The sequence below is a fragment of the Pseudomonas sp. KNUC1026 genome (assembly GCF_021650705.1).
GTDB lineage: Bacteria > Pseudomonadota > Gammaproteobacteria > Pseudomonadales > Pseudomonadaceae > Aquipseudomonas.
The window spans coordinates 168,621-194,203 of sequence record NZ_CP087138.1 but is presented as its reverse complement, the minus strand read 5'-3'; the positions used below and the strand labels follow the sequence as shown (position 1 = coordinate 194,203).

The following is a 25,583-nucleotide window of genomic DNA, read 5'->3' as shown; positions in this document are numbered from 1 at the left end:
GAGTGGCCTGGCCAACATCTGGTCGGGGTCAACCTTCCAGAAGTAGGCCAGGTCATAGGCCAGCGTGATCAGGCCGCCAAGGTCTTCGACGCCGGCACCATGAAAAAACCCGCAACCTGCCACGCCAGCGTGTTGAGGTCGGCAAGGTCCAGCTGGTCGACCGACGACGGCGGGATCTCGGCGCAGGCCGCGATGTATTTGGCGGCCACGTCCAGGTCCAGGCTCACGGCCTGGTCGGCGTCGATCTTGTACGGCAGCGCCTCCTTGGCGGTGGGGCGGCGCAAGGTCAGCTCGGTGAGGGTTTCACCGTGGGCCTGGATCGGCGTGTTGAGTGCGATGGCGTCGGTCACGACCACACCCCTTGATGCCGTCGAACTGCAGCTCGAGGGTGCCGTCTTCACCTTTGCTGGTGGGCTGCGACACCAGGTAGGCGCCGGAGAGGGTGTACACCTTGCCGTTCTTGAGCTCGGCGGTGATGGTCATGTTGATGCCATCGGTGAGCGCCTTGAGCGGGAAGTTCGGCGTGTGCACCGCGGTGAGCTTTACGAAGGGCGCCTTGTCCTCTTCCTTGAAGTAACCGGGCACCACGGTTTCCCGGGTCTTGTCCATCAGCGGCGCTTCTACGCCACCCTTGAGAATCAACTGCGTGCCGTCGACTTTGACGTAGCAGGTACCAGCGACTTTCTGCCCCATGGTTGGGCCTCCATAAAAGAAAAAGCCCGCTCGAGGCGGGCTGGGATCGAACGGGTTAAGGTCAGGCCACGTCGGCGCTGTATTGCAGGCGGAACTGGTTGAGCAGCGCGAACACGCGCAGGCCGTTCACGTAGTCCGGCGGGTACAGCACGTTCACCCGGCCAGGGTTGTTGGCATCGCGCTCCACCACCAGGTAGCGGGCGAAGGCCTCGGCGTTCTCGACGTGGCCGTCACGCTCAAGGTTCGCGTACTCGCTGATCAGCTCACCACGAATCACGTTCGGGGTGATGATCGGCTGGCCATCGCCGAATTGGGTGCCGTCGTTGGCCAGCTTATGGCGGCCGTACTTGCTGGTGATGATGCCCTTGAGGCGGCGCACGATGTACGCGCTCTGGTGCATCGTTTCGCTGTCCAGGTACGAGTCGTCGGGCTGGCCGCCGCTGTTTTTCTGGTAGGTGGTGATGGCGCGCTGAATGCGCGTGTAGCCACCTTCGTAAGTCAGCGTGGCGATGCCGTATTGCAGCAGCGACATCTGCTCGGTGAGCGTGAAGCGGCTGCCCTCCGGTGCCGGGTCGATGCCCACCAGCGCGCCGGTTTGCGTCGGCCGGCTGGCGTCGGCGGAGATGAACACCGCCTGCCGCGCCGCCGCCGCTGCCGCCACGCGCCAGAACGGCTGCGGCACGCCGGCCGGGAAGCCGAAGATCGTCGCGTGCTGGTCGTTACGCGCAGAGCCTGCCGCCACCAAGGTGCCGAGCGTGCCGCGCAGTGCGCCGAACACGTGGCCGTAAAGCTGCTTGGCCCACGACCAGCGCCCGCTCAGGTCGCTCATCGCCACCCTCCACGCATCCAGAGTGGCAGCGTCGGCCCACGGCACGCAGAGGAACTCGAACGGCGCATCGCCCAAGGCCGCCAGCGCGGCAGTGGCATCCGGGGTGCCGGCGCCACCGGCCATGGCGGTGACCACCACGGTCAGGCCCGCAGGCGTGGCCTCGCCGTTGCTGCGGCCCAGGCGGTTGAGGATCAGGCTGATGTCGTTGCCCGAATCGCCCGTCCACTTCGCGGTGAGGGTCACCACGCCGGCCGAAGCCGCCGCCGTCACCGGCAGGTCGGCACTGGCATTCACCTTCGCCGCCAAGGCAGCGGCGGCTGCAGCTGCGGCGCTGCCCGACGGGATGGCCGCCTGCACACGCACGCCGCCCACGTACAGGTTCACCAGGCCCGCTTCGGTCGCAGTGCCGGTGAAGGTGACCTTGCCCGCCGCCACCGCGCCGGTACTGTTCTTCAGCGGCAGGCACCACACCTCGCCGACCGGGTCGTTCTGCCGCCAGGTTTCGTACATGGCCGCCAGCATCGAGCCCTGGCCGCCGATGGCCTTGGCCTGCGCGAGGCTGGAGACCAGCACCAGGCTGCCGATTTCAGCCGCCGCAGCGGCATCGTTGACCTGGCCGACGATCAGCCGGCGCAAGGTGCTGCCGGCGCTGTTGGCCATGGAATTGTCCATCTCCGCATAGAACAGCGGCACCCGCACGTCTTGCGGGATTTGTTGGAAGCCTACGCTCATGGGTTGGCAGCCTCTTCAGTGTTGGTGGTAGTGGTAGTGGTGGTGACGTCGCCATCCGCCAGGCGGCGGCGCCAGTAGGTGTCGTCCGGTACATCACGGCCCTGGGCCGGCAGCAGCAGCCCGGTTTCCGGGTCTGGCACTGCGCGGCCCTTGGCCGGTTTCACAGTCATGCGGTTCATGCGAGGTCCTCTTTCAGGTGGATTTCAATGCGCCCATCAGGGCCTGGGTGTTTCAGGTTTCGGTCGGCCGGGTCGATGCAGTCCACATCGATGTCCAGCCCTTCCAGCGCGGGCAGAGCGTCGAGCAGCTGCTCGTGCCAGGTTTCGGCCGGCTGGCTGGCGACGTTGCGGCCCAGTTGGAATGCGGTCTGGAAGCTGAAGCGGTAGGCCACCTGCGACGAGTCGATCCGCAGCAGTGCCGCGTTCTTGAAGGTGGCCAGGTCGTATTCGTAGCTCGGCTGCCAGCCCACCAACGCGCGCCACAGCTCCAGGCGAATCGCCTGCAGCGCATCGGCGGCCTGGGCGCCGCTGTGGTCAGGGTTGTCGAGCAGCACCACCACGTCGAAGCTGTCGGTGATGGCCTGGCGCACGCCATTGGCCAGGTCGTTGTCGCCGGCCGTGCTGCCGGTGGCGATCACCAGCGCCGCCGGGCGGCTCAATTGCTGGCTGGCGAAGGCCGCGTCGAAATCGATACCGCCGCTCACGCGTTCGCCGAACACGGGGCAGCGCTGTTGCAGTTGCAACACCACGGATGTGATTTTCATGGGGTTCCTCGAAGATGATTCGTTGCCTGAATGCCGCGCCGTGGTTGCCACGGGCGTGATCGCATCAGGCCAATGCGCCCTTGGGGGCGTGGTGTGTTCAGGTTTCTACGGGGCCGTCCGGCTGGCGCATGGCGCGTCAGGCAACGTTTGCAGCCAGGCCGCGCAAACGCGCCACCTCAGCATTGAGCAACGCGACCTGGCCGATCAGCGCTTCGATCTTTCCTTCGAGCCGGCCCACTGCCGTGGCCAGCTCGTTACGCTCCCTGGCGAACTGATCCGCCCGCGCCTCCGCCGCCTGGCGAGCCGCGCGCTCGGAGTCGAGCAAATCGTTGAGGCGGCGTACCGTGCCGATGTCGGCGTTGTCCATCACGCGCTCCGCCGCATCCTTGGACAAAAACCGCCGCAGCCACAGCAAACCGCCCAATATCACAGTGACGCTACCGCCCGCCCAGGTGAGCGTGCCTGCGCCGAGGTCAGTAGGGTCCATATTGGTTCCTGGTATCTATCTGTAAGGGTTCGATATTCAAGTTGAAAACAAAAACCCCGGCACCAAGGCCGGGGTTCAAAGTGTGTTGCAAACAGAACATGCTGCTATAAAAACAGGTGTTTATCCGCGCGGAAAGCTTTTTTTCAAAACTATCTAAATCCACCAAGTGGGAGGCCGGCTAGCCGGGCGACGTGTAACGGGCGACGTGTAACGGGCGACGTCCGATCAACAAAACACTATCTACCTTCTTGTGAAACGCTCCAAACAGTCCACGCTGCCATAAAACCACCCCTTTATCCGCGCGGAAAGCCTTTTTTCAAAACTGTAAAAAGTATCTATGGGACCGGCTGCCAGTGCCGGCGCGCCGGCTGGCCCATTGCACCGGTGACACAGGTAATTCCAGTAGCGTACTTTTACATAACCAGCCGGCTTGGGCGCTGCATGCTGGTAATCGTTACCTTTTAGTCCGAAATGCCGATCGAACGCCTCCTCCCGTGACTGAGGCGCCCAAAAATTGACATTCATGAGAAAAATGGAAGTTTGTCCACGATCCATGGAATGTGGACATCCAAAAGGTCACTCATGCTGAAAGGTCAAGACATATTACTTCTGTTCAAGCTAGCGAGCCTCCACGCTCGGGAGGTAAGCACGCCCTTGGGTCATCCCACAAAAACGCTGGGAGGCCTCACGGAGCTCGATTACCTGCGCGAAGACTACGCATCCGAACAGCTGCTCACCTTTGCGCCCGCCGCAGAAGAGCCCCGCGCTGATATACGCGTTCTCATCGACCGTTTCGTTGAGGCTGACTCGCTGAGATGGCGGGGATGGGATGCGGTGGAGGACAGCCCTTCAGAGGAGGCTGAACCGAAATGGGAAGATCGCTACACTCTGAGGGCCCTTGCGGAGTCATTGGGTTTAAGCAAAAGTGAAATATCAAACTCGATCTCACGCTGCCGAGCATCTGGCCTCATAACCAATGATTATGAAACCTCTTTTTTAAAAGTTAACCGCGTTGCTCTTCTGAAAATAACCGAGCATGCATTGAAGTACTTCTTTCCAGCAAAGCCCGGCGCACTGGCCAGGGGGATTCCGACGGGTTTTGCATCTCCGATGCTGTCCAAACACCTGAAAAGTGCTGGTGAAAACATACATGTCTGGCCTGACCCTAATGGCACTGAGCGGGGGCAGATGATCGAGCCCGTTTACAAAACAGTCCCTGAAGCTGTTAAAAAAGACAGAACCCTTTATCACTATTTGGCCTTGGTGGACTCCATCAGGATGGGCGGCCCGCGCGAAATGACCGTCGCGATTCAACTACTTAAGAGAGGTATGGGGTTTTGAGCACTGCCTTGGAACACAATTATGAGATGTTAAGCTTGGTCGCCGAAGGTTTGGGGAGGAACTCCTGAATGAAGTCGCTTTTGTCGGCGGCTCTACAACCTGGCTTCTTTGCACAGATAAAAATGTATTGGATGATATCCGCAGTACCGACGACGTTGATCTAGTCATCGAGCTGGGCGGCATCGCTGACTGGCAAAAGCTTACGGAGCGCTTGGCAAGAAAGGGATTCAAAATCACCCCCGAGCACAGCGATGTGACGTGTAGGTTCGTCTTTAACGACATAATTGTAGATGTCATGCCGTCAGTGAAGGAAATACTCGGATATGAAAATCGCTGGTTTGTGGACGGGTTGGCGCACGCATACACCACTACTATTCCCAGTGGTTTCGCGATCAAAATCTTCAAACCGACCTATTTTGTAGCCACAAAGCTTGAAGCATTCAAAGGCCGCGGCAAGGGTGACGCCTACCACAAGGATGTAGAGGATATCATTGTGGTCGTAGACGGCCGAGAGCGCTTACATGAAGAAGTCGCCCAGGCAGACCAAGCGCTAAGAGCGTATATCGCGAGCGGAATTTCCGGCTTGCTCAAACTCGATAATTTGGCTCATGTAATAGACAGCTCCCATTCTGTAGTCTCTAATCCGGGCCGAGGGAAGGTTATTTTTGAACGCCTTAAAAGATTGAGCAACTTGAAATGATTCAGTACACCATTAGAACGGTTCAAGGGAGTGATCGGACAGAAAATCGCGATTGTGCAATGGCTCAGTATGATGGCGTTCGTGGTGTTTTTGTGGTGGCCGACGGAACATCCAAACCAGGTAGTGAATTATTGGCTCCAGCTTTTGTTGACCATATCGTCAACGGGTACCGAACTCAGATCGACAGGGGTGCTCTAGACTCCAACCATGAGCAGGTTGAGTCGGTATTGAGATGCGTGTTGCACAACGCGCACTCTTCGCTCTTTTCGGAGAGGGCTACTGGGTCGGCGAGCTATCTGATAGCGGTGGTTTCTGGCGGACTCCTGACCATTGCTTACGAAGGTGACTGCAGTGCGGGCGTGGCAGCCCCAAACAATCCTATTGACTGGCTTACCCCGCCTCATTGCTTGGCCAATTGGAAGCGAGATCGCGGCCATAGACAACTGGCTTCAGATGTAACGCGACATATAATTACCCGCAGTTTTAAAGCACGGAGAACGCCAGACCCTGATTTTATAAAGAGGGTAGCCATTCAAGGTGACACACTGGTTTTTGCCACTGATGGTTTCTGGGCGGATCTAAGCGATAGGCATCAAGCTCAGATGCTTGATCCCGAGACACCTGATCCTACGCATATCGATGATGACGTAACCTGGATAGTGGTCCAGATTTAAGACCTTCATCCCGCGACGCCCCATCAACAAAACACCACCCACCTCCCCTTAAAACGCTGTAACCCAACAACTAATCCACGCTGCCATAAAACCACCCCTTTATCCGCGCGGAAAGCCTTTTTTCACAACCTGTTTCGCCCCATGCCTGCCGCCTGGCGTGTGAACCCTATATCCTTGCCGCCCGGCGCCAGCCGCTTGATCGAGGCCGTTTCTGCAATCAATCTACTGGCCGCCACCCCGCGAGGCTGCAGCGGGCGCATAAATGCGGTAAAACCTCAAAAACCCCACCTCGTTGTCCTCTACCCCGATGACCAACCAATCCAAGCCTGAATCCCTCTCGTCAGCCGACCCGGCAGCGCAGATCGAATCGCTGCAAGCGCAGGTAAAACAGCTTCAACTAGCGGCAGCGGCGTCCGAGCAACGCTATGGCATGATCATCAACAGCGCTGTCGACTACGGGATTATCACGCTGGATGCCGAAGGCTCGATCACCGAGTGGAATGAGGGGGCAGTGCGCATCCTGGGATGGGGTACCGACGACATGCGGGGCCAACCCATAGCCTGCATCTTCACCGAGTCGGACCGGCTTGCGCACATGCCTCAAAAAGAGATGGGCCTGGCGCTCAGCCAGGGGCGTGCCAATGACGAACGCTGGCATTTGCGCAACGACGGCTCGTTGTTCTGGGGCAGCGGCGAAATGATGCCGTTGAGGGACGCCGCCGGCGCGCTGCACGGCTATATCAAGGTACTTCGCGATCAGACCCAGCAGCACCTGGATTATCAAAAGCACAAAGCCGACGCTGACTTCATGGAAAGCGTATTGAGCGCCTCGGGCGACTGTATCAAGGTGCTGGACCTGGAGGGCCGCCTCGCTTTCATGAGCGAGGGCGGCAAAAGGGCCATGGAAGTCAGCGACTTCAACGACATCCGCGGCTGCCCCTGGCCGGATTTCTGGGAAGGCGATGGCAATGTCGACGCAAAGAACGCACTGGCTGCAGCCCGTGTTGGCCAAACCGGCCGCTTTCAAGGCGAGGCGGCCACATTCGCCGGCAACCCTCGCTGGTGGGACGTTCAGGTCACGCCCATCAACGGCGCCGATGGGCAGCCAGAAAGAATCCTGTCGGTATCCCGCGATATTTCCGCACTCAAGACCGCCGAGAAAGTACTGGAGCTCAGCGAACATCGTTATCGCTCCCTGTACAACGCACTCGATCACGGCTTTTGTATCGTCGAAGTCCAATGCGACGACGCCTCATACCCTTATGACTATCGCTTCCTCGAGGTGAATTCGGCATTCGAACACCAGACGGGGCTTAAAAACGTTGTTGGCCAGTGGATGCGAACATTGGCCCCCGAGCATGAGCAGTATTTTTTTCACCGTTACGCCGAGGTCGCTCGCAACGGCCAACCGGCCAGGTTCGAGCACACGGCAAAGTGCCTGGGCAATCGGCATTACGAAGTGTATGCCTACCGCATGGGCGAGCCCGAGCAACGCCAGGTCGCCATTCTTTTTCGGACATCAGCGCTCGAAAACGCGAAGAACAGCGGCGCGCAGCGCTGATCGAGTTGAACGAGGCCTTCAGGCTGATCGAGGACCCTGCTGCGCTCGCCTACAAGGCGTCGCAGATCCTTGGGCGCACACTCAATGCCGACCGGGCCGGCTACGCGACGGTGAGTGCAGACGGCACAGTGTTCACCGTTGAGCACGACTGGTGCCTGCCCCGCCTTCCCAAGGGCACGGGCACACATCGAACGGAGGATTTCGGGAGCTCCATCTCGGCACTCGATCTGGGCGAGATGATCATCATCGATGATGTTTCCAAGGACTTGAGAACCAAGGCCCACGTTCAGCACTTCCTGGCATTCGGCAGTAGCGCACTTGTGCATGTCCCTTTGATCGAAGCCAAACGGCTGGCTGCATTCTTTTTTGTGAACCATGCAAAGCCTACCCAATGGTCGAACGGTGATATCGCCTTCATCCAGAGCGTGGCCACCAATACCCGCTCAGCCGTTCAGCGCTACAAGGCCGAACAGGAGCTGAACACACTGGCGGCGTCGCTCGAGTTGCAGGTACAAGAGCGCACCCTGGACCGAAACAGGCTGTGGCAGCTCTCCAGTGACCTGATGTTGGTCGCAAGCTTCGATGGCACGATCACCGCCATCAACCCGGCCTGGACGGAAGTGCTGGGTTGGGCTGAAGAAGACCTGCTTGGCGCCAACCTCTTCGAGCTGATACACCCTGAAGACCTCCAACATACCGAACAGGGCGCTCAAACCATTGCGGCGCAGAAGCAGCACTTGAATCGCTTCGAAAACCGCTATCGAACAAAAAGCGGAAATTATCGGTGGATCTCCTGGACGGCGGGCCCCTCCGATGACTTCATCATCGCTGTTGGCCGTGATGCGACCTCCGAAAAGGAACAGGTTGCAGCCCTCGCCAAAGCCGAAGAAGCGTTACGGCAAAGCCAGAAGATGGAAGCGGTAGGCCAGCTCACCGGCGGCCTCGCTCACGACTTCAACAACCTGCTGGCTGGCATCAGCGGTTCGCTGGAACTGTTGCAAAGGCGCCTGGCCCAGGGGCGCCTCAATGACGTCGAGCGATACGTCGGCACGGCGCAAAGTGCGGCGCGGCGAGCCGCCGCCCTGACCCACCGGCTTCTGGCCTTCTCCCGCCAGCAAACGCTGGACCCCAAACCCACCGACGCTGCCCGGTTGATCGTGGAGATGGAAGAACTGATCCGGCGCACCGTCGGGCCGCAGGTGGAGCTACAGCTCAATCTGATGCCCGACCTATGGAATGCACGGGTAGATGCTTCGCAGCTCGAAAACTCATTGCTCAACCTGTGCATCAATGCCCGGGACGCCATGCCCGATGGCGGCCGAATCGTGATCCAGGCGTCGAACAAAGTGATCGACAACCGCATGGCTGCGTCTTTCGATCTCCCGGCGGGTGAATACCTGTGCCTATGCGTCAGCGACACCGGGCTGGGCATGCCGCCAAAAGTCATCGCCCGCATCTTCGACCCGTTCTTCACCACCAAACCCATCGGCAAAGGCACCGGCCTGGGGCTTTCGATGATCTACGGGTTCGCCAAACAATCCGGGGGCCAGGTCAGGGTGCACTCTACGGTCAATGTAGGCACGGCGATGTACATCTACCTGCCGCGCCATGAAGGCGAAGCCCTTCAACCACTCGAGGCGGCCCGCCTGTCACAGGCTGAAATCGCAGGAGTGGGTGACACGGTGCTGGTGGTCGATGATGAACCCAGCATCCGGACCATGGTGGCCGAAGTGCTGGAAGAGCTGGGCTACATCACCCTCGAAGCCGCCGACGGTGCAGGCGCATTGACCATTCTGGAGTCCACCGCCCGTATCGACCTGCTGATTACAGACGTGGGCCTGCCCGGAGGCATCAACGGCCGCCAGGTCGCAGACCGCGCACGCCGGGCTCGCCAGGATCTCAAAGTGCTGTTCATCACCGGCTACGCCGAACAGGCCGTGATCGGCGACGTGCAACTCGAAGACGGCATGCAGGTACTCACCAAACCCTTCGCCATGGAAACCATGGCCGAGCGCATCAAACTGCTGCTCGCCGCCCCCTGATCGCCCCGACGCGCCACCCTCCAAAAACAAAAAAACCCCGGCATCAACACCGGGGTCTCAAAACACCTGAATCAACCAAACAACCAAACCACGCCCTCATAAAACCGCCCTCTTATCCGCGCGGAAACCTTCTTCAAACCCACCCCCACACATTCAAAAGTGGGAGGCCGGCTAGCCGGGCGACATGCAGCATGCACATCTACACCCTACCGCCCCAAATCCCCCTACACACAAGCCACCCTCCCCACACGCACACTCTCCTCCTCCCTACCCCGCAACCCCTCCAACGCCGCATCCACCCAAGCCGCCCCCGCCCGCACCAACTCCCGCACCTTCGCCTCACTGATCCCCGCCAACCGCGCAATCCGCAACGCCGGGTACTTCGCCCCGAAATACAGCCAGATAAAATCCCCCATCTGCGCATCCCGCTTCGTCAACCGTGCCACCGCCCCATCGATCGCCAGCGCCTGGTCATCCGTCAACGAATACCGCCGCCCGCCCCCTCACACGGCGTGTTATCCCGAATCAGCGCATACAACGGCGAGGTGTACCGCGGCACCCCCACCCCATCCATCCGCCACCAGCCCCACTGCTCCAGCAGCCACTCCGTATCACCCATCGCCTTGCCGACATAAGTCCGTTTCTTCATGGTTCACTCCCCCGTATTCCACAGGCCACCGGTACCGCCAGTAGCCCTGCTGTGTGTATTGCCGCAGGACCGTTCACCTCATGCCAGCCCTGCATCTGAAACCAAGCCTAAACACATTATGTGTTTATTTCAAACACAAAAAGTGAAACACTGTCATTTCAATCCGTGTTTGAATCCCGCGCATGAACGAATCATTAGGGCAACGCATCAAGCGCTTCCGCGCCGCCGCCGGCCTCTCGCAGGCCCAGCTGGCCGAGGCCTGCGGCTGGAAATCACAGTCGCGTGTCGGCAATTACGAGAAAGACACCCGCGAACCGTCCCTGGCCGATATCACAGCCATGGCCGCCGCCCTGCGCGTCGATCCCTCATCGCTGTTGCTGAGCGCCACCGCGCCCGCCGCGCCGGCCAAACCCACCCCCACCCTTTCCACCTCCGACCAGGTCAAGCACATGCTCACCAAGGTCAAAGGCCTCTCCGCCGAAGCCCGCCTGCGCATCGAAGCCGCCGCACTTGAGCCCAGCGACCTGCCGCTCACCCCGGCCCCCCGCAACGTCACTGCCCTGCGCGGCAAGCCCGACGAAATCGTGATCCCCAGTACGACGTGCGCGCCGCCATGGGCCACGGCCAGGTGCCGTCCGATTACAACCAGGCCATCCGCAACATCATCGTGAGCGCCGATCTGCTACAGGAAAAAGGCGTCACCTACACCCAGCCCACCTCGCTCGCGATCGTGACCGGCTGGGGGCAAAGCATGGAAGGGACCATCAACGACAAAGACCCGGTGATCGTCGACCGGGGGGTGACCGAGTATGTGGGTGAAGGGGTGTACCTGGTGACGTGGCTGGGGGAGCTGTTCATCAAGCGGCTGCAGCGGATGGATGAGGAGCATATGTGGCTGATTTCGGATAACAAGAAGCATAAGGATCAGACGGCGCGGATTGATGATTTGACGATTCATGCGAAGGTATTGTTGGTTTGGAATGCGAAGAGGTTGTGAGGGGGAGTTAGTCAGACTCATTGCGATGCACGTGGCCTGCCGTGGTTCGCGGCAGACGTTACGGGCGGTCTCAATGATATGTGGGGGTGCATTTAATGGCTATCGTGCACTGCCCCTTGGAGTATGGCCAAAGGCTTGCGCCTAAAGGCGCGCCACTCTAGGCTCTGTACGAAACCAACTGTTTCAAACACCGCAACGAGCACGCCAGCGAAACCATAGCGGCAAAGCTCTCTGCCAGCTTGTCATAGCGCGTAACAATTCTGCGGTTGTCTTTGAGCCAGCCGAACATCCGCTCAATGATGTTCCGCTGCGCGTATTTGGGCCTGTCGAACAGGCGAGGCAAGCCCGGTTTCGGCTTGCGCTTCATCATCCGAAGGGGAATGACGGGCTGCATTCGATAGCGGTCGCAGTATTGGCGTAGCGCCTCGGCGTCATAGCCTTTGTCTGCCAGGAGCCATCTGCAGCGCTTGCGTGGCCGGCCACGAACAGTTGGCAGGTGGGCGCCGTCCAAGAGGGGTTGGGCGTAGTTGATGTCGCTGGCATTGCCGCCGGAAAGTAAAAAACGAAGAGGAATGCCGTTAGCGTCGCACAGCATGTGAATCTTGGTTGTGAAGCCCCCGCGGCTGCGGCCTAGAGCATGGTCGGCAGGTTCGTCAGGCCCCCTTTTTTACCCGCGCCGGAGGCCGAGCGGGAGGCACGTATGGCGGTTGAATCGATCATCCAGGTCTTCAGATCGATCCGGCCTTTTTCGTTGAGCTTCAGTTGCAGCCGTTTGAGCATCTGGTTGAAGACACGTTGGTTTCGCCAATCACGAAAGCGCTGATAGACGCTTGACCAGGGCCCGAAATCCTCCGGCATGTCGCGCCATGGTGCTCCCGAACAGAGTACCCACAGAATGCCATTGAGCATCTGCCGGTCATCACGACGCGGGCGGCCTTTGCGCTGCGGACCTATGAAAAGATCTGCAACCAAATCCCAAGCTTCATCTGAAATATCGTATCGACTGGCCATCAGAGGACTCCTTTCCCTGGATGGCGGGAGACTCTACGGCAACTGCTCTGCGGTGTGGGTTTGGCTGAGTTTCTGCCAATTACGTACAGAGCCTAGGCAGGACTGGAAAAGAGAATTTACAAGATTTGCTTGAGCATAAGCCAATCATCCGCTTTTAGCTAACTGAGAAATCGATCAATAGACAAGCGATCGACGTACAAAATCCGTCTACTGTTTCGTAGCGCTGGCCATGTGAACAGCTCATTGGAAAGGATGAGAATTCCAGGATTTTGGACGGCTTGGAAAGTAGTTTTGCCTAATCTGATACACCAGCATTGTAGACTGGGCCTTAGCTGCATTAGGATAACGACAGAGGCTATCACGCGGTGAGAGTTATCTTACCCGCGAGGTAATATAGTTTTAAATAATTGGTGACCTATGAAAAATTTTGATACGCGCGCATACAATATATCTGACTTTCTTGAATGGCAGCAAACTGGGCTTCTAGAGTTATCTCCAAAATTCCAACGTCGCTCAGTATGGACTGAAAAAGCCAAATCGTATTTAGTTGATACTGTACTTAGAGGAAAACCGATCCCGAAAATCCTAATTACGCAGACGCTGAATGTAGGACGAAATGTTCGTACCGTAGTCGATGGCCAGCAGAGGCTTCGAGCGATCCTTGGTTTTATTAATGGTGATTTCAAAGTTTCAAGGGCCCACAACCGAGACTATGCAGGCCTTCTATTTGAAGATTTACCTGAAGATGTAAAATCAGAATATCTGAAATATGAGATAGGCGTGGACATGCTTTTTGACCTAGCCTTCGAAGATATTCTAGATGTATTTGCCCGCTTAAATACTTACTCTGTAAAGCTCAATCCACAAGAACTATTAAATGCACAGTATCTGGGATACTTCAAGCAATCAGCATACTCGCTGGGTTTCAAATATGCAGCGTACTGGATTGAAGCAAATGTTTTATCCGAAAAAGAAGTCACGCGAATGGCCGAAGCTGAGCTGTCGTCAGATCTGCTGGGTTCTTTGATCGAAGGGATTCAGCCGAAAAAAGCTATCCCGAATCTCTACAAAAAGCATGATGATAACGAGCAGGCTAGTCTCGATGCCGCCGAGCGGTTTGACAGGGTTATGGCCGTCTTAGGCGCTATCTACTCATCCGATAGTCTGAAGGAAACGAATTTCCATCGAGTCCACTTCTTCTACACACTTTTCATTTCGATTGCACATTGCTTGCATCTCGTACCAAATCTCGACGACGTACCTCGCATAGAGATTGGTGAAAAAAATATTGGCCAGATTCGCAATGTTCTCGACGAGATAAGTGCGCGCTATGATGAAGTTACCGCCAAAGATGCGTTGCCACCCGACGATGATTACCGAGATTTTATTGAAGCATCACGTCGGGCGACAACGGATCTATCCGTTCGTAGATCTCGTACTGAATTTATCTGCAAAAAACTTTACGAGGCAATTTAATGCATGGCAATTTTAGATGATTTCAACGGATTTCTGCATGCAAAGAGTATCGCAACAGACCTACGCGCGAAAGCGAACAGTGCTGCAACAGGGTTGTTGGATACGGAGCGACATCTTCTTTATGAAGCAATTTTTCTGAGAATCTATAGGGCCTACGAAAATTTCATTGGAAAACGTATTCCTAGCTTACGTATCAGGTGAGAATACGGCTTCTGGCACCTTAGTGACAGCTTTTGTTTCCCCGATTGACAAAGAGCATGCCCGAGCAATGATAACGTCCTCTCAGCCTTTTTTGGATTGGACCAGCCCTACTGTAGTTATGAAACGTGCAGAAACTTACATTCAGACCGGCGAGCCAGTGAAGAGCGCGGTCTCAGCCTCTCTGAACCACCTTCAACAGGCAAAGAAAATACGCAACCATATCGCCCACAACTCGTCAGAAAGTGAAAGAGATTTTGCAAAGGTCGTTCAAAATATTCTATTGACTCCGCCCCTATCAGCAATTTCGCCCGGAGAGCTACTGACATCAACACCAACCTCAGGCCCATGTGCCCGCAAAGAGGTACTGACATATTTTCTAGAAAAACTAGAGAGTACTGCTCGGGCATTGATTGCGTGAATCCTATATATGCTCGGTTGCTGTCTGGCGAGATATGCCGAGACGCTTTAGCCCTTGGTCAGCGGTGTATCAACGGTTTCGTGGTTCGCGAAACTAAGACATGTTCGATCAGACGCTCATACGCTTGCACCTGAGGTTGAATGAACAGGGTTTGGATTGAGCTAAGGACCTGGATGATCGACTCGACTGCTGTACGCGCAACCTGAGTCTTATCTGGCCCCTGGAGAAAAGGGGGCTTGAAGAACCTGCTGACCAGGCTCCAGGCCTCAGCCGGGGACTTCATGACCAAGATTCATATGCTGTGCGACGCTAACGGAATTCCTCTTCGCTTTCTACTTTCAGGCGCTAATGCCAGCAACATCAACTACGCTCAACCCCTCTTGGATGGCGCCCAACTCCCAACCGTTAGTGGCCGTCCACGCAAACGCTGTAGATGTCTTCTGTCAGAAACCGCTAAGAAGCTGAGGCGCTTCGGCAGTCCTGCTATCGCTATCGAATGCAGGCTGCTATTGAGATTAAAGCGTTGAAATTAAACATAGACCCACGAAGCGGCCGTCCCAAGTCAATATAAAACGCAAATCAGCCGCCCTGCACTCCAAACTTAACCACTAGCAGTGTAAAAATCGCCACTGATCATAATTCCTCCCAACCTGCCAATCTACCAAATAGCTTATACATTTAGATCTGCAGGTTAGAAGTTATTCAGCCCACCACAACTACAATACTCCCAGCCTGATTCAAGACCCCATATAAGCAAGCTCATCCTTATAGGGTAGTATTGCATCATATAGCTGATGGTATCCTTTACCTACTGCGCCATAAAATTGCTTAAGTTCAGGAGGATTCTCACCAACCTCCAGTATATGATCATTTGCAATGCCTGGATATGGATCGATAAATATGATCTCCTTTAAGCCAAGTTGATAAGCTTTTTTTGCACACAATTCGCATGGACTGGCAGTCGTAAAAAGCTTTCCACCTTCGATCGCCGCCCCTCCATACTTAACAATTTGCAAAAAAGCATTTTCCTCGGCGTGAAGCGATCTAGTATGAACTTGATTACCTCTTGTCGCATCACTACTTACCAAACCGTTACGAATGTCTTTAAAGCAATATGAAAAATTCTGGCCGGCACTGCTTAAGATGTCTGCCAACTTAATGTATTTTCTCCCTGCACTACCTCTAAACTCCGCATTCATTCTTTCGTATTTGCTGTAAGCAATTGGGTCAAATTCATTTATCAAGCCCTCCATAGACCTGAGGGAGCATGGTATTTGCCCCTTTGCTACGTCATTCCAGCCTACAGCTTTTACTGAAAAATCAACGTCAGTAACCACCGCTCCCACTTGCCGGGAGATGCAGCCGGAATTACTCTTAGCCGAATAGGCTATCTGCATAACCCTTTCCATTGAAGTAGGGGAAACCAATCCTGGATGGAGCATCAATGCAACATACCATGCCAGCTGAGCTTTAAGTATATTGTTATTATCCAACTCGCCTCTCGGGTTAAACACATGAATATCAGACATTTCAATACATTGCTTGACGTTCTGACTTACAAAGTTTGCATGAGTAATATCGGTCTTTCCCGACTCATTCCTATCCATATCCAAAAGCTGATCAGCCGTAAATTTGTGAACACTTTGAAGATAGGCTGATCGATCGTCATCGGGTGCATTAATTGAAACCAAATAAAATGCCGAATATCTGTCTTTGAAAAATCTCGCCTCATATGGATTCCTTATAGCGTCTACGACCACAAGAGCCTTGGCTTTAATGCTTCTAATTCCCTTGATGACTCTATTTATTGTTTCAGGTAGATGAAAGACGCTGGCAGGCAAAAACTCTACTAGTTTGTAGTCCTTATCAATACATCCTATTTTCCGTATTGAATTTCCCGCCGACTGATATACAGAAACGTACAGACCATTATCTATGGATCTAAGATCTTTCTTGAAGTCATTAGTAAACTTTCTTATTAAACGCATGAAGGATATGAATTTATTCTTCTCTTTTTCCAACAAAGAAAATTTTTCCTCGTGATCTAGCAATTTATTTATAATTGAAGAAAAATTTTTTTTGATTTTACTTTTGCCATACGCGCCATTGCGGATGACATCAAGCAGCTTAACTCCTTCTATCTGAACCTCCAAAGAGCTCATTACAAACAGAAAGAACTCATCCTGCTCCATCGACAGTAAATATGCCGATATTAAATCACTCACCTTTATTGAATAAAATTGAAAAATATTTTTCTCAGCGTAGTTCTTTAGGATCTCGTAGCGCCTTGCATTCAACCGATCAAAAAAAGGTTTCCCTTTATACTGAACAGCATCGGACTTTGGGAATTTTGGATTATTACTTTCCAAAATATCGGCAGCTGTAGTGCATCCAGATCCGGTGCGGCCGGTTAGGCCTATAACGACAAACTTACTACGTTCCAGAAAAAGAGATGAAACCACTTCTTTATTAGGTCTCATAGCGCTAACTTCCATTTATATATATTCCGCAAATATGCAATACCGGGAGCACATGCTGCATCGACACTGGCGAAATTTAAAATTCGACTCAAGCTTGTCATTACACAGTATTTATTTAAGCTCATTATTACCCGAACACTCGACTCTCTAAAGCATATCAAATTCAACGTTACTTTTATGGACGACGAGTCCGGATGGCGGTGTTTCTCTTTTAAACATAGCCGTGACCAATCTGATCTTGATATTTCTGTTCTCTTGAGCTTAGAAGGATATTTTTTAGTAGAGCGACGAATGCTTGACTCCGGCATATGATAGATCCGCTTTGTAGTTTTAAACAAACAGCCTTCGCTTTAAAATTTCGTTTGAATCACCTCATGTTAAAAATGACTAACACACAATCGAGCCTCATAGATTTAGCCAATGGATTAGCCCGTATCTCATGATCAAAAAACTTCCCCTTTTGTCATTTGTATTACTGCAACTGGCGGCATGTTCTCAGATTTCTTATGTACCTACCCACACCCCCGCTGAAACCCGCACCCGCCTCTCCCACCTTCTCCCCTCCAACATCCCCGACCGCACCGGCTGGGCCGATGACATCCAAACTGCTTTCGAGGCCCAATCCCTCGATCCAACACCCGACAACCTCTGCTCCGTCATCGCCATCATCGAGCAAGAGTCCAACTTCCAAGCCGACCCTCAAGTTCCTGGGCTAGGCCGCATCGCCCGCGAAGAAATTGACCGCCGCGCCTCTAAAGCGCATGTTCCCGGCTTCCTAGTAGACGCCGCCCTAAGCCTGCGATCCTCAACCGGCACCACCTACGCCCAGCGCATCGCCAAAGTCCGCACCGAACGAGAACTCAGCGATGTCTTCGACGACTTCATCGCCATGGCTCCTTTGGGGCAACAACTCTTCGGCCGTTTCAACCCGGTTCACACAGGCGGCCCAATGCAGGTAGCAGTCGCCTTCGCCGAGCAAAACGCCAGCGGCTATCCCTACTCTCGCTCCGGCACCATCCGCCAAGCCGTCTTCAGTCGCCAAGGCGGTGTGTACTTCGGTACGGCGCATTTGCTGGGCTACCACACGGATTACCCAAAACCGATCTATCGCTTCGCTGATTACAACGCTGGCCACTATGCCAGCCGGAACGCTGCTTTCCAGGCAGCGCTAAACAGATTGGTGAAAGTACGCCTGGCCTTGGACGGCGACTTGATCAATTACGGCTCTACTGAACCAGGGCAAACTGAGTTGGCCGTTCGCTCGTTGGGCAGTCGCTTGGATATGAGCAATTCGGCGATCTACAGCGAATTGCGCCAGGGCAATGAGCAAGGCTTTGAGAAAACGCACGTGTATAAGCGGGTTTTCGAACTGGCTGATCAGGTAGCACGCCAAACCGTGCCGCGAGCGATCTTGCCGGGCATCACGCTGGAAAGTCCCAAGATTACCCGCCACCTGACCACAGCTTGGTTCGCCCAGCGAGTAGACGAACGCCGGGCGCGGTGCATGGCAAGAGGTCAGTGAAGACGCCGAGGCCTCCCATTAGGCCACCTCATTCTGTGCAAGCCACTGTTTGAGCCGTTCATTCACCTCGCCGCCATTAACGCCTGAATGAATTTCCCGATGACAACTCGGGCAAATAGCTCCCACATAACGGGGATGATCCAGCCCACCATCGGAAAGCCGGTTGACGTGATGCGGCTCTAAGTAGGGCGTGCCGTCTTTTCTATGAAATGGCGCTGGCTTACGGCAACTCTCACACACACCATCCGCCCTAAGCTGAACATAGTGCGACACCTTGCGGCTGCGCTGGTACAGCTTGCGTGGGCCAGTTTCGCCTGGTTCGCTGACGGACGGATTGCACGCTTGAAGTGCAGCAACGCGGGCAGCCTCTAATGACGTAGGTAAAGCTGGCGCGTCCTGCTCAACGTCTTCCTCACGGGGACTTTCATTAGCAACGACCGGCACCAGCTGAAACACCAACGCGGTGCGGTCTTTGCCCTCTACATCCGGCTGAGTGCGTTCGATAATGCCAGCGCAGGCAAACTCACCTATATACCGGCACCCTTTGCCTTTGCCCAATGCGTGGAAGAGATGCAGCGCCTTGCCGTCTTTGGCGTGGTCGGCAATGGCGCGGTTTCCGCGAGTTAGCGTCATCGGGCCACGTTGACCCTCACCCGTATAGAAGTACGCGCCCTTTTCCCAGTGATCCGCGTACCCGTATTGCTCGCCGGTATCCCCTGTGAACAAAAACACCGCAGGGTATTGAGCAGATGACGCAATCCCGCTCTGGCGACTTCCGCCAAATGGCCCGTTAATTTCAGTTTTACGGTCGTATAAAGCGTCCGGTGTGAATTGGAGTACGGGCGCCTGCTTGCCGCGAGGCAGCTCGACTACTTCAAAGCCACGTTTTTCAAGATAGGTATTGGTTTCACGCCCGCCGTGAAAATCTATGACAGGAATCCCTGTTGCCAAGGAAACAACTTTCTTTGCGGGGTATAGCGTGCCGCCAACGTTGATGGCGTATCGGTGAGCCTGGCTGAGATGCCATTCCCGCCACTGAGGTGTATCTCGATAATCACGATCGAAAACAGCAAGCGCTCGATCAATCCGTTCCTTGGTAACTGCTTTGATAGCCACGAGTACCCCTTGCCGTCACTGGCTGTAGGAAAACTCGCATATTCCATAAAGAACAAAAAGGTTTCAACCAGTAACAAGGCCAACGGCCACTATTCAGCCCTTTTCCTGCTTTTTCCCCTGTGTTGACCTACCCCGCTACCACCACTATCCTTCCGCCCGTCGCGCCACATGCGCGATCAGGTTTGACGGCCTGTCCCACACAAGAACGCGCAGTCCAACAGGACTTGGTGAAGGTGCACCTGCATCCAAACCAAACTCTATGGCAGCTGTGCATGGGGCGCCTTCGGGTGCGCCGGGTTCGCGTGTGACCGGTCCGTCAACCCATGTACAGTTGCCACCACTTGTTTGACGGCGAGCGATGGCATCTTCCAACCACACGATCGGAATCTGCCCAACATGACCGACCCCACCCCTCACCCCCCATGCGCCCAACTCCAACGCGCCAGCCGCCTCCTCGACACCGCCGCCACCCTGGCCGCCGAGGCCTGTGACGCGAGCCTGCCGTTGAGCCGTGCGCTGATCACCGCCATCGGCATCCTGGCCACCACCAGCCAGGCCTTGGTCGACGGCGCTATCCACCAGCTCAAACCCCCGGCGCAGTAGGCGCCCAGGCTGCCGCCGTTCAGCCGGTGGCAGCCCGATGCCCATCGTTTGCACTGAACTTAACGCCGTTTTCGCGGGCAAAGGCTGCTTGAGCAGCAGCGCGCGAGCCTCCCGGCCACTCGCATGCACGGCAGTCGCTCCCGGCCACCTTTTGCAGCTGAGAGACTCCTGCCATGCCCAACGTGAACGACGACGACATCAAGCAAATCAACCGCCCGGCCTACACCACCTTCATCGGCACCGACGGTAACGACAGCATCACCGGCACCGACGGGCGCGACATTCTGATCGGCGGTGCGGGCGACGACACGCTCGACGGGGTCGCCGGTTACACGGCCTCCGACACCTACATCGGCGGCGCGGGTGCCGACACGATCATTGCCCACGAGAGCCCGTATATGTTCAGGGCCAACCAGTTCGTCTACACCGAGATTTCAGACAGCTACTACAACGCCTCAGGCTCACACTCGGACCTGATCCAGAACTTCGGCGCCAACGACGTGCTCGACCTCACCGCCCTGGGCCTGGAGCGCGTGGGCGACGGCCGCAATGGCGACCTGGCGGTGCGCTACAACACCGAGGAAGACGTGACCTACGTGTACTCGCTGGATAAAGACGCCAACGGCAACGCCTTCGAGGTGCGGCTGGCGGGCGACCACTCGGGGCTGTACACCGGCAACTTCATGCTCAGCTACACCATCGCGCCGGGCGGCACCTTCACGCATGGCAACAGCCTCAAGGAGTGGCATGTCACCGGCTCGGAGAGCGACGACTTGATCATCGCCCCGAAATACAACAGCACCCTGGACGGCGGCGCGGGGGCCGACACGTACTTGATGGGCAAAACGCGCACTACGGTGCAGTTCGATCAGGTCAGCGACAGCTTCGTCAACGATGCGGCGGGCACCTCCAGTGTCGACCTGGTGCGCTACTTCAAGCTCGGCACCGACCTGCTGGACGTCTCGCGGCTGGGCTTCACCGGCTTGGGCGATGGCTACAACGGCACCCTTAACTACGCCTTCGACAAGTCGATCGAGCGGGTGGTGGTGCAGTCGTTCGAAACCGATGCGCAGGGCAATCGCTTTGTGCTGCATGCGACCAACACCGACCGCTACGGCGTGGACGGGCTGTTGGATGTGGACCGCTTTATCTTTGCGGGGAATGAAACGGTCGACCGGGCCAAGGCCACGCTCACTGGCGACAACGAGCACGACATTTTCACTGCCGGTGCAGAGGGCGGTGTGCTGATTGGTAATGGTGCGGGTGATTTGCTGACTGGCGGTGCGGGGGCGGACACGTTTCGCTACCTGGACAAGAGCGACAGCCAGCGTTTCAACAATGACCTGATCGTGAATTTCGATACCAAGCTGGACAAGATCGACGTGGCGGCGCTGGGGTATACGGGGCTGGGTGACGGGACGGGTGGGACGTTGAAGGTGGTGTATGACCAAGGGAACCATCGGACGTATTTGAAGGATTTCGATGCCGATGCGCAGGGGGATCGGTTCGAGATCGCGTTGCAGGGGAATTTTGCGAAGACGTTTAGTGGGGAGAATCTGGTGGTGGCCAGTATCCCGACGGTGGCGGAGGCGCATCAGGCTGTGGAGGTGGTGGGTGTGGCGGCCGATCATGTGAGTGCTGCGGCGTGAGGTAGATCAGCGCGTCGCGCGGCGAGCCGCTCTCCCACATTCTGAGCGGCGCAGTTCAATTGGGGTGGGAGGCCGGCTTGCCGGGCGAAGGACAGCCTGCCAACTTGCTGGGTAGTGAAATCCTCGCGTCGCGCGGCAAGCCGCCCTCCCACATTCTGAGCGGCGCGGCTCAATTGGGGTGGGAGGCCGGCTTGCCGGGCGAAGGACAGCCCGCCAACTTGTTGGGTAGTGAAATCCTCGCGTCGCGCGGCGAGCCGCTCTCCCACATTCTGAGCGGCTCAGCTCAATTGGGGTGGGAGGCCGGCTTGCCGGGCGAAGGACAGCCTGCCAACTTGTTGGGTAGTGAAATCCTCGCGTCGCGCGGCGAGCCGCTCTCCCACATTCTGAGCGGCTCAGCTCAATTGGGGTGGGAGGCCGGCTTGCCGGGCGAAGGACAGCCTGCCAACTTGCTGGGTAGTGAAATCCTCGCGTCGCGCGGCAAGCCGCCCTTGTATGGTGATACTTGAAGGGGGAGGAGGGACAAGCCGCCCATCTGATTGCTCTGACCAGCAATACAGCCAGTGAGAGAAAACGTCCCTCCCCCTTCACCCAAGCGCCGATAAAGAATGCTTCGGTCGTAAACGACGATAGCGACAAGGCTGCGCCACTGGGTGCCCCCTTCAAGTATCGTCAAAGCTAACCGGAGTGGCCGACCATGGCAAACCGTGTGCAACGTACCGAGTTGGGTGTCGATGTCGCCAAGGACGAACTGGTGATCTACCGCAGCGATTGCGACAGCCTGACGCGCATCCCCAATACAAAACCTCAAATCAAGGCCTGGCTCAGATCGCTGCCCGCCCAGACCGCGATCGCACTCGAGCCTACCAATGCCTATCACTATGACGTGACGGAACTGGCTCATGCAGCCGGCTTCGACGTGTTTGTGATCGATGGCTACCGCTTGAACAATTACCGTAAGGGAATCGGCCAGCGGGCCAAGACCGACCCTTGCGATGCGCGTTTGCTGGCGCGTTATCTGAAAAACGAAGGTGACGAACAGCGCCCCTGGTCGCCCCCTCCACCAGCCTACCGCAAGCTTCAAAGCCTCTTGCGCCGGCGCGCGGTGGTGGTTAAAAGCCTGCAGTGCATGCAGCTGAGCCTGGACGGCGAGCCGGCACTGAAAGCCGAACTTGCGCAGATCAAGCGGCAGCTGGGGCTTGCGCTTCGCAGCATGGAAAAGAAGATCCACGAGGCGCTCAGAGAGGCCAACCTGCTGAGTCACGCCAAACGTATTCAGGCCATCGAGGGCATAGGCCCGTTGACGGCTGCTGGCTTGATCATGGCCTTCATCCGCGGCGACTTCACGTCTTCCGACGCCTTCATCGCCTTCCTCGGCCTGGACTTGCGCGTGTCGGACTCAGGCAGGAAACAGGGCCAGCGATGCCTGAGCAAGCGAGGCTGTGGTGAGATCAGACGCCTGCTCCACAACGCTGGAATGAGTGCCAGCCGCACCGCACAGTGGAAAGGATTCTACGAACATCACCGGGCCAGAGGGCTGGCAACGACACAGGTACTGGTCATGCTCGCGCGAAAGCTGGCGCGTGTGGCATTCGCGTTGATGAAGGGTGGCACCGAGTACCAGGCCGTCACGAGAAGTTATGGGGCCACCGTTAGCGCCTGAAAAAGCTGCTGGAGGTTTGAAGCGGTGAGAACCAACCGAGGCGATTCTGTCACCTCGGCGCTTACGGCTGGGCGCGAGTACAGCTGCGGGGCCCCGCATCGCCCGGCGAGCCGGCCTCCCACGCATTGGCAGCGTGACCCTGGCGCTACACCGGGGCTGCAAGATGGTCAGAGACAAGGGTTGCAAAAACCATAGAATCTCCCACTGGAGCTGCTCATCAGCCGCGCGGAACTTAACGCCTTTTTCGCGGGCAAAAGTTGCTTGAGCAGCAGCGCGCGAGCCTCCTGGCCACTCGCATGCACGGCAGTCGCTCCCGGCCACCCTCTTGAGCTCAGAGAGCCCTGCCATGCCCAATGCGAACAGCGACGACATCCAGCAGATCAACCGCCCTGTCTACACCACCTTCATCGGCACCGACGCTGGCGACACGATCACCGGCACTGAAAAGCGCGACATCCTGATCGGCGGCGCCGGTGACGACACGATCACCGGGGTGGCCGGTTCAGACACCTTCATCGGCGGGGCAGGCGCGGACACCCTGATTTCGCACCACCATCAATACTCTTCCTCGCTCAACCAGTTCGTTTATACCGCGCTGTCCGACAGCTACTACGACGCCTCAGGCTCGCATTCGGATTTGATCGTCGATTTCGACGATGAACGGGACGTGCTCGACCTCACCGCCCTGGGCCTGGAGCGCGTAGGGGACGGCCGCAACGGTGACCTGGCGGTGCGTTACGACGCTGGGGAAGATGTGACTTACGTGTATTCGCTGGACAAGGACGCCAACGGTAACGCCTTCGAAGTGCGCCTGGCGGGCGACCATTCGGGGCTGAACACCGCCAACTTTGCGCTCACCTACACAATTGAGCCGGGTACTCGCTTTCCTTACTTCCAAAGTGAAAAGGAATGGCATGTCACCGGTAGCGACGGTGATGACGTGGTCTCTACGCCCAAATACGTCAACACCTTCGACGGCGGTGCGGGGGCGGACACCGTCTACGCCGGCCAGTCTCGCACCACGGTGCAGTTCGACCAGATCACCGACAGCTTCGTCAACGACGCTGCCGGCACGTCGAGCTTCGACAAGGTGTACCTGTTCAAAGTGGGCAGCGACCTGCTGGATGTCTCCCGCCTGGGCTTCACCGGGCTGGGCGACGGCTACAACGGCACCCTGAACTACAGCTTCGACGCGGCGATCAACCGGGTGGTGGTGCAGTCGTTCGAAACCGATGCGCAGGGCAACCGCTTCATGCTGCACCTGACCACCAGCGACCGTTACGGCGTAAACGGCCTGCTGGACGTCGACCGCTTCATCTTCGCCGGCGACGAAACGGTCGATCGCAGCACCGCCACCCTGACCGGTAATAGCTATCACGACATCTTCACGGCCGGCGACGAAGGCGGCGTGTTCATCGGCCACGGCTGGGGCGACTACCTCAAAGGCGGCGCGGGTGCAGACACCTTCCGCTACCTGGACAAGAGCGACAGCCTGCGGGGCAACAGTGACCTGATCGTCAACTTCGATACCCAGAAGGACAAGATCGATGTCTCGGCGCTGGGGTATACCGGGCTGGGTGACGGCACCGATGGGACGTTGAAGGTGGTGTATGACCAAGGCAACGGCCGGACCTACCTGAAGGATTTCGATGCCGATGCCCAGGGGGATCGGTTCGAGATTGGGCTGGAGGGGAATTTCGCCAAGACCTTCAGTGCGGAGAATCTGGTGGTGGCCAGCGTTCCCACCGTGGCGGAGGCGCATCAGGCTGTGGAGGTAGTGGGTGTGGCGGCCGATCATGTGACCGGCGCGGCGTGAGGTAGATCGGCGCGTCGCGCGGCACAGCCGCTCTCCTACCATTGATTTTGCGCCAGGCCGTAGATGTGGTTTGGCGCCAGATTGTAGGAGAGCGGCTGCGCCGCGCGACGCGCCTATCTCACAACTTGCACAGTCAGTGAGTTGAAATGCCGAGCAGAGGGAG

The 25,583-nt window shown here is 56.7% G+C and carries 21 protein-coding genes and 5 pseudogenes; 16 read left to right on the top strand and 10 right to left on the bottom strand.

Annotated features, from left to right (window positions below; translation table 11 throughout):
* Positions 1-68: 68 nt before the first annotated feature.
* The 6 genes from LN139_RS00610 to LN139_RS00585 form a co-directional block, all read right to left on the bottom strand.
* A complete protein-coding gene (locus tag LN139_RS00610) occupies positions 69-350 on the bottom strand; it encodes a phage tail assembly protein (RefSeq protein WP_236357906.1) in 282 nt (93 codons plus the stop codon).
* On the bottom strand, positions 304-693 hold the full coding sequence (locus tag LN139_RS00605; protein ID WP_236357904.1) for a phage tail tube protein: 390 nt from the start codon (positions 691-693) through the stop codon (positions 304-306). Before LN139_RS00605 ends, LN139_RS00610 begins: the two co-directional genes overlap by 47 nt.
* A 61-nt stretch (positions 694-754) precedes the next feature.
* On the bottom strand, positions 755-2,254 hold the full coding sequence (locus LN139_RS00600; protein WP_236357903.1) for a phage tail sheath subtilisin-like domain-containing protein: 1,500 nt from the start codon (positions 2,252-2,254) through the stop codon (positions 755-757).
* A complete protein-coding gene (locus LN139_RS00595) occupies positions 2,251-2,433 on the bottom strand; it encodes a DUF2635 domain-containing protein (RefSeq protein ID WP_236357902.1) in 183 nt (60 codons plus the stop codon). The genes LN139_RS00600 and LN139_RS00595 overlap by 4 nt, the downstream gene beginning before the upstream one ends.
* A complete protein-coding gene (locus LN139_RS00590) occupies positions 2,430-3,017 on the bottom strand; it encodes a phage tail terminator protein (RefSeq protein ID WP_236357899.1) in 588 nt (195 codons plus the stop codon). The genes LN139_RS00595 and LN139_RS00590 overlap by 4 nt, the downstream gene beginning before the upstream one ends.
* Before the next feature lie 136 nt (positions 3,018-3,153).
* Positions 3,154-3,504, bottom strand: coding sequence for a chemotaxis protein (locus tag LN139_RS00585; protein ID WP_236357897.1), 351 nt, complete (start codon positions 3,502-3,504; stop codon positions 3,154-3,156).
* 558 nt (positions 3,505-4,062) lie between these two features.
* Between LN139_RS00585 and LN139_RS00580 the strand changes: the two genes are divergently transcribed.
* The 6 genes and pseudogenes from LN139_RS00580 (at position 4,063) to LN139_RS00555 (ending at position 9,822) form a co-directional block, all read left to right on the top strand.
* The gene (locus LN139_RS00580; protein WP_236357895.1) at positions 4,063-4,845 is read left to right on the top strand and encodes a MarR family transcriptional regulator; all 783 of its coding nucleotides are present in this window, start codon (positions 4,063-4,065) and stop codon (positions 4,843-4,845) included.
* Positions 4,842-5,545 (top strand): annotated as a pseudogene (locus tag LN139_RS00575) (hypothetical protein). The gene LN139_RS00580 and the pseudogene LN139_RS00575 overlap by 4 nt, the downstream one beginning before the upstream one ends.
* On the top strand, positions 5,542-6,219 hold the full coding sequence (locus LN139_RS00570; RefSeq protein WP_236357891.1) for a PP2C family protein-serine/threonine phosphatase: 678 nt from the start codon (positions 5,542-5,544) through the stop codon (positions 6,217-6,219). The pseudogene LN139_RS00575 and the gene LN139_RS00570 overlap by 4 nt, the downstream one beginning before the upstream one ends.
* A 307-nt stretch (positions 6,220-6,526) precedes the next feature.
* Positions 6,527-7,780 (top strand): PAS domain-containing protein, encoded by a 1,254-nt coding sequence (locus tag LN139_RS00565; protein ID WP_236357889.1) that lies wholly within the window; start codon positions 6,527-6,529, stop codon positions 7,778-7,780.
* Between the two features lie 5 nt (positions 7,781-7,785).
* A pseudogene (locus tag LN139_RS24600) lies at positions 7,786-8,205 on the top strand (GAF domain-containing protein); the annotation flags it as partial.
* Positions 8,206-9,822 (top strand): response regulator, encoded by a 1,617-nt coding sequence (locus tag LN139_RS00555; RefSeq protein ID WP_268944865.1) that lies wholly within the window; start codon positions 8,206-8,208, stop codon positions 9,820-9,822.
* 224 nt (positions 9,823-10,046) lie between these two features.
* On the opposite strand, the pseudogene LN139_RS00550 reads toward LN139_RS00555, so the two are convergent.
* Positions 10,047-10,471, bottom strand: a pseudogene (locus LN139_RS00550) (antiterminator Q family protein).
* Between the two features lie 182 nt (positions 10,472-10,653).
* Between LN139_RS00550 and LN139_RS00545 the strand changes: the two are divergent.
* Positions 10,654-11,468 (top strand): annotated as a pseudogene (locus tag LN139_RS00545) (XRE family transcriptional regulator).
* Positions 11,469-11,625: 157 nt separating this feature from the next.
* Here the strand turns inward: LN139_RS00545 and LN139_RS00540 are convergent.
* Positions 11,626-12,479 (bottom strand): IS5 family transposase gene (locus LN139_RS00540; RefSeq protein WP_442964363.1). Its coding sequence is split into 2 segments (ribosomal slippage): positions 11,626-12,135 and positions 12,138-12,479, totalling 852 coding nucleotides; the frame shifts between segments, so codons are not numbered across the junction.
* Between the two features lie 417 nt (positions 12,480-12,896).
* Between LN139_RS00540 and LN139_RS00535 the strand changes: the two genes are divergently transcribed.
* The 3 genes and pseudogenes from LN139_RS00535 to LN139_RS25345 form a co-directional block, all read left to right on the top strand.
* Positions 12,897-13,955 carry a DUF262 domain-containing protein gene (locus LN139_RS00535; RefSeq protein ID WP_236357887.1) on the top strand — a complete coding sequence of 353 codons (1,059 nt, stop codon included), beginning with the start codon at positions 12,897-12,899 and terminating at the stop codon, positions 13,953-13,955.
* Positions 13,956-14,121: 166 nt separating this feature from the next.
* On the top strand, positions 14,122-14,574 hold the full coding sequence (locus tag LN139_RS00530) for a hypothetical protein (RefSeq protein ID WP_236357885.1): 453 nt from the start codon (positions 14,122-14,124) through the stop codon (positions 14,572-14,574).
* A 7-nt stretch (positions 14,575-14,581) separates the two neighbouring features.
* A pseudogene (locus LN139_RS25345) lies at positions 14,582-15,136 on the top strand (IS5/IS1182 family transposase); the annotation flags it as partial.
* Positions 15,137-15,311: 175 nt separating this feature from the next.
* Here the strand turns inward: LN139_RS25345 and LN139_RS00525 are convergent.
* On the bottom strand, positions 15,312-17,069 hold the full coding sequence (locus tag LN139_RS00525; RefSeq protein WP_236357883.1) for an anti-phage dCTP deaminase: 1,758 nt from the start codon (positions 17,067-17,069) through the stop codon (positions 15,312-15,314).
* Between the two features lie 424 nt (positions 17,070-17,493).
* Between LN139_RS00525 and LN139_RS00520 the strand changes: the two genes are divergently transcribed.
* Positions 17,494-18,576 carry a DUF1615 domain-containing protein gene (locus tag LN139_RS00520; RefSeq protein WP_236357881.1) on the top strand — a complete coding sequence of 361 codons (1,083 nt, stop codon included), beginning with the start codon at positions 17,494-17,496 and terminating at the stop codon, positions 18,574-18,576.
* An 18-nt stretch (positions 18,577-18,594) separates the two neighbouring features.
* On the opposite strand, the gene LN139_RS00515 is transcribed toward LN139_RS00520, so the two are convergent.
* Entirely contained in the window at positions 18,595-19,692 is a 1,098-nt protein-coding gene (locus tag LN139_RS00515; protein WP_236357879.1) for an HNH endonuclease, read from the bottom strand.
* A gap of 396 nt (positions 19,693-20,088) precedes the next feature.
* Between LN139_RS00515 and LN139_RS00510 the strand changes: the two genes are divergently transcribed.
* From LN139_RS00510 to LN139_RS00490, 5 genes are all read left to right on the top strand, one after another.
* A complete protein-coding gene (locus LN139_RS00510; RefSeq protein WP_236357876.1) occupies positions 20,089-20,295 on the top strand; it encodes a hypothetical protein in 207 nt (68 codons plus the stop codon).
* Between the two features lie 173 nt (positions 20,296-20,468).
* Positions 20,469-21,944, top strand: coding sequence for a M10 family metallopeptidase C-terminal domain-containing protein (locus LN139_RS00505; protein WP_236357874.1), 1,476 nt, complete (start codon positions 20,469-20,471; stop codon positions 21,942-21,944).
* A gap of 104 nt (positions 21,945-22,048) precedes the next feature.
* Positions 22,049-22,450 carry a hypothetical protein gene (locus LN139_RS00500; RefSeq protein WP_236357872.1) on the top strand — a complete coding sequence of 134 codons (402 nt, stop codon included), beginning with the start codon at positions 22,049-22,051 and terminating at the stop codon, positions 22,448-22,450.
* A gap of 188 nt (positions 22,451-22,638) precedes the next feature.
* Positions 22,639-23,604 (top strand): IS110 family transposase, encoded by a 966-nt coding sequence (locus LN139_RS00495; protein WP_236357869.1) that lies wholly within the window; start codon positions 22,639-22,641, stop codon positions 23,602-23,604.
* Between the two features lie 346 nt (positions 23,605-23,950).
* Positions 23,951-25,420, top strand: coding sequence for a M10 family metallopeptidase C-terminal domain-containing protein (locus LN139_RS00490; RefSeq protein WP_236357867.1), 1,470 nt, complete (start codon positions 23,951-23,953; stop codon positions 25,418-25,420).
* Positions 25,421-25,583: the final 163 nt, after the last annotated feature.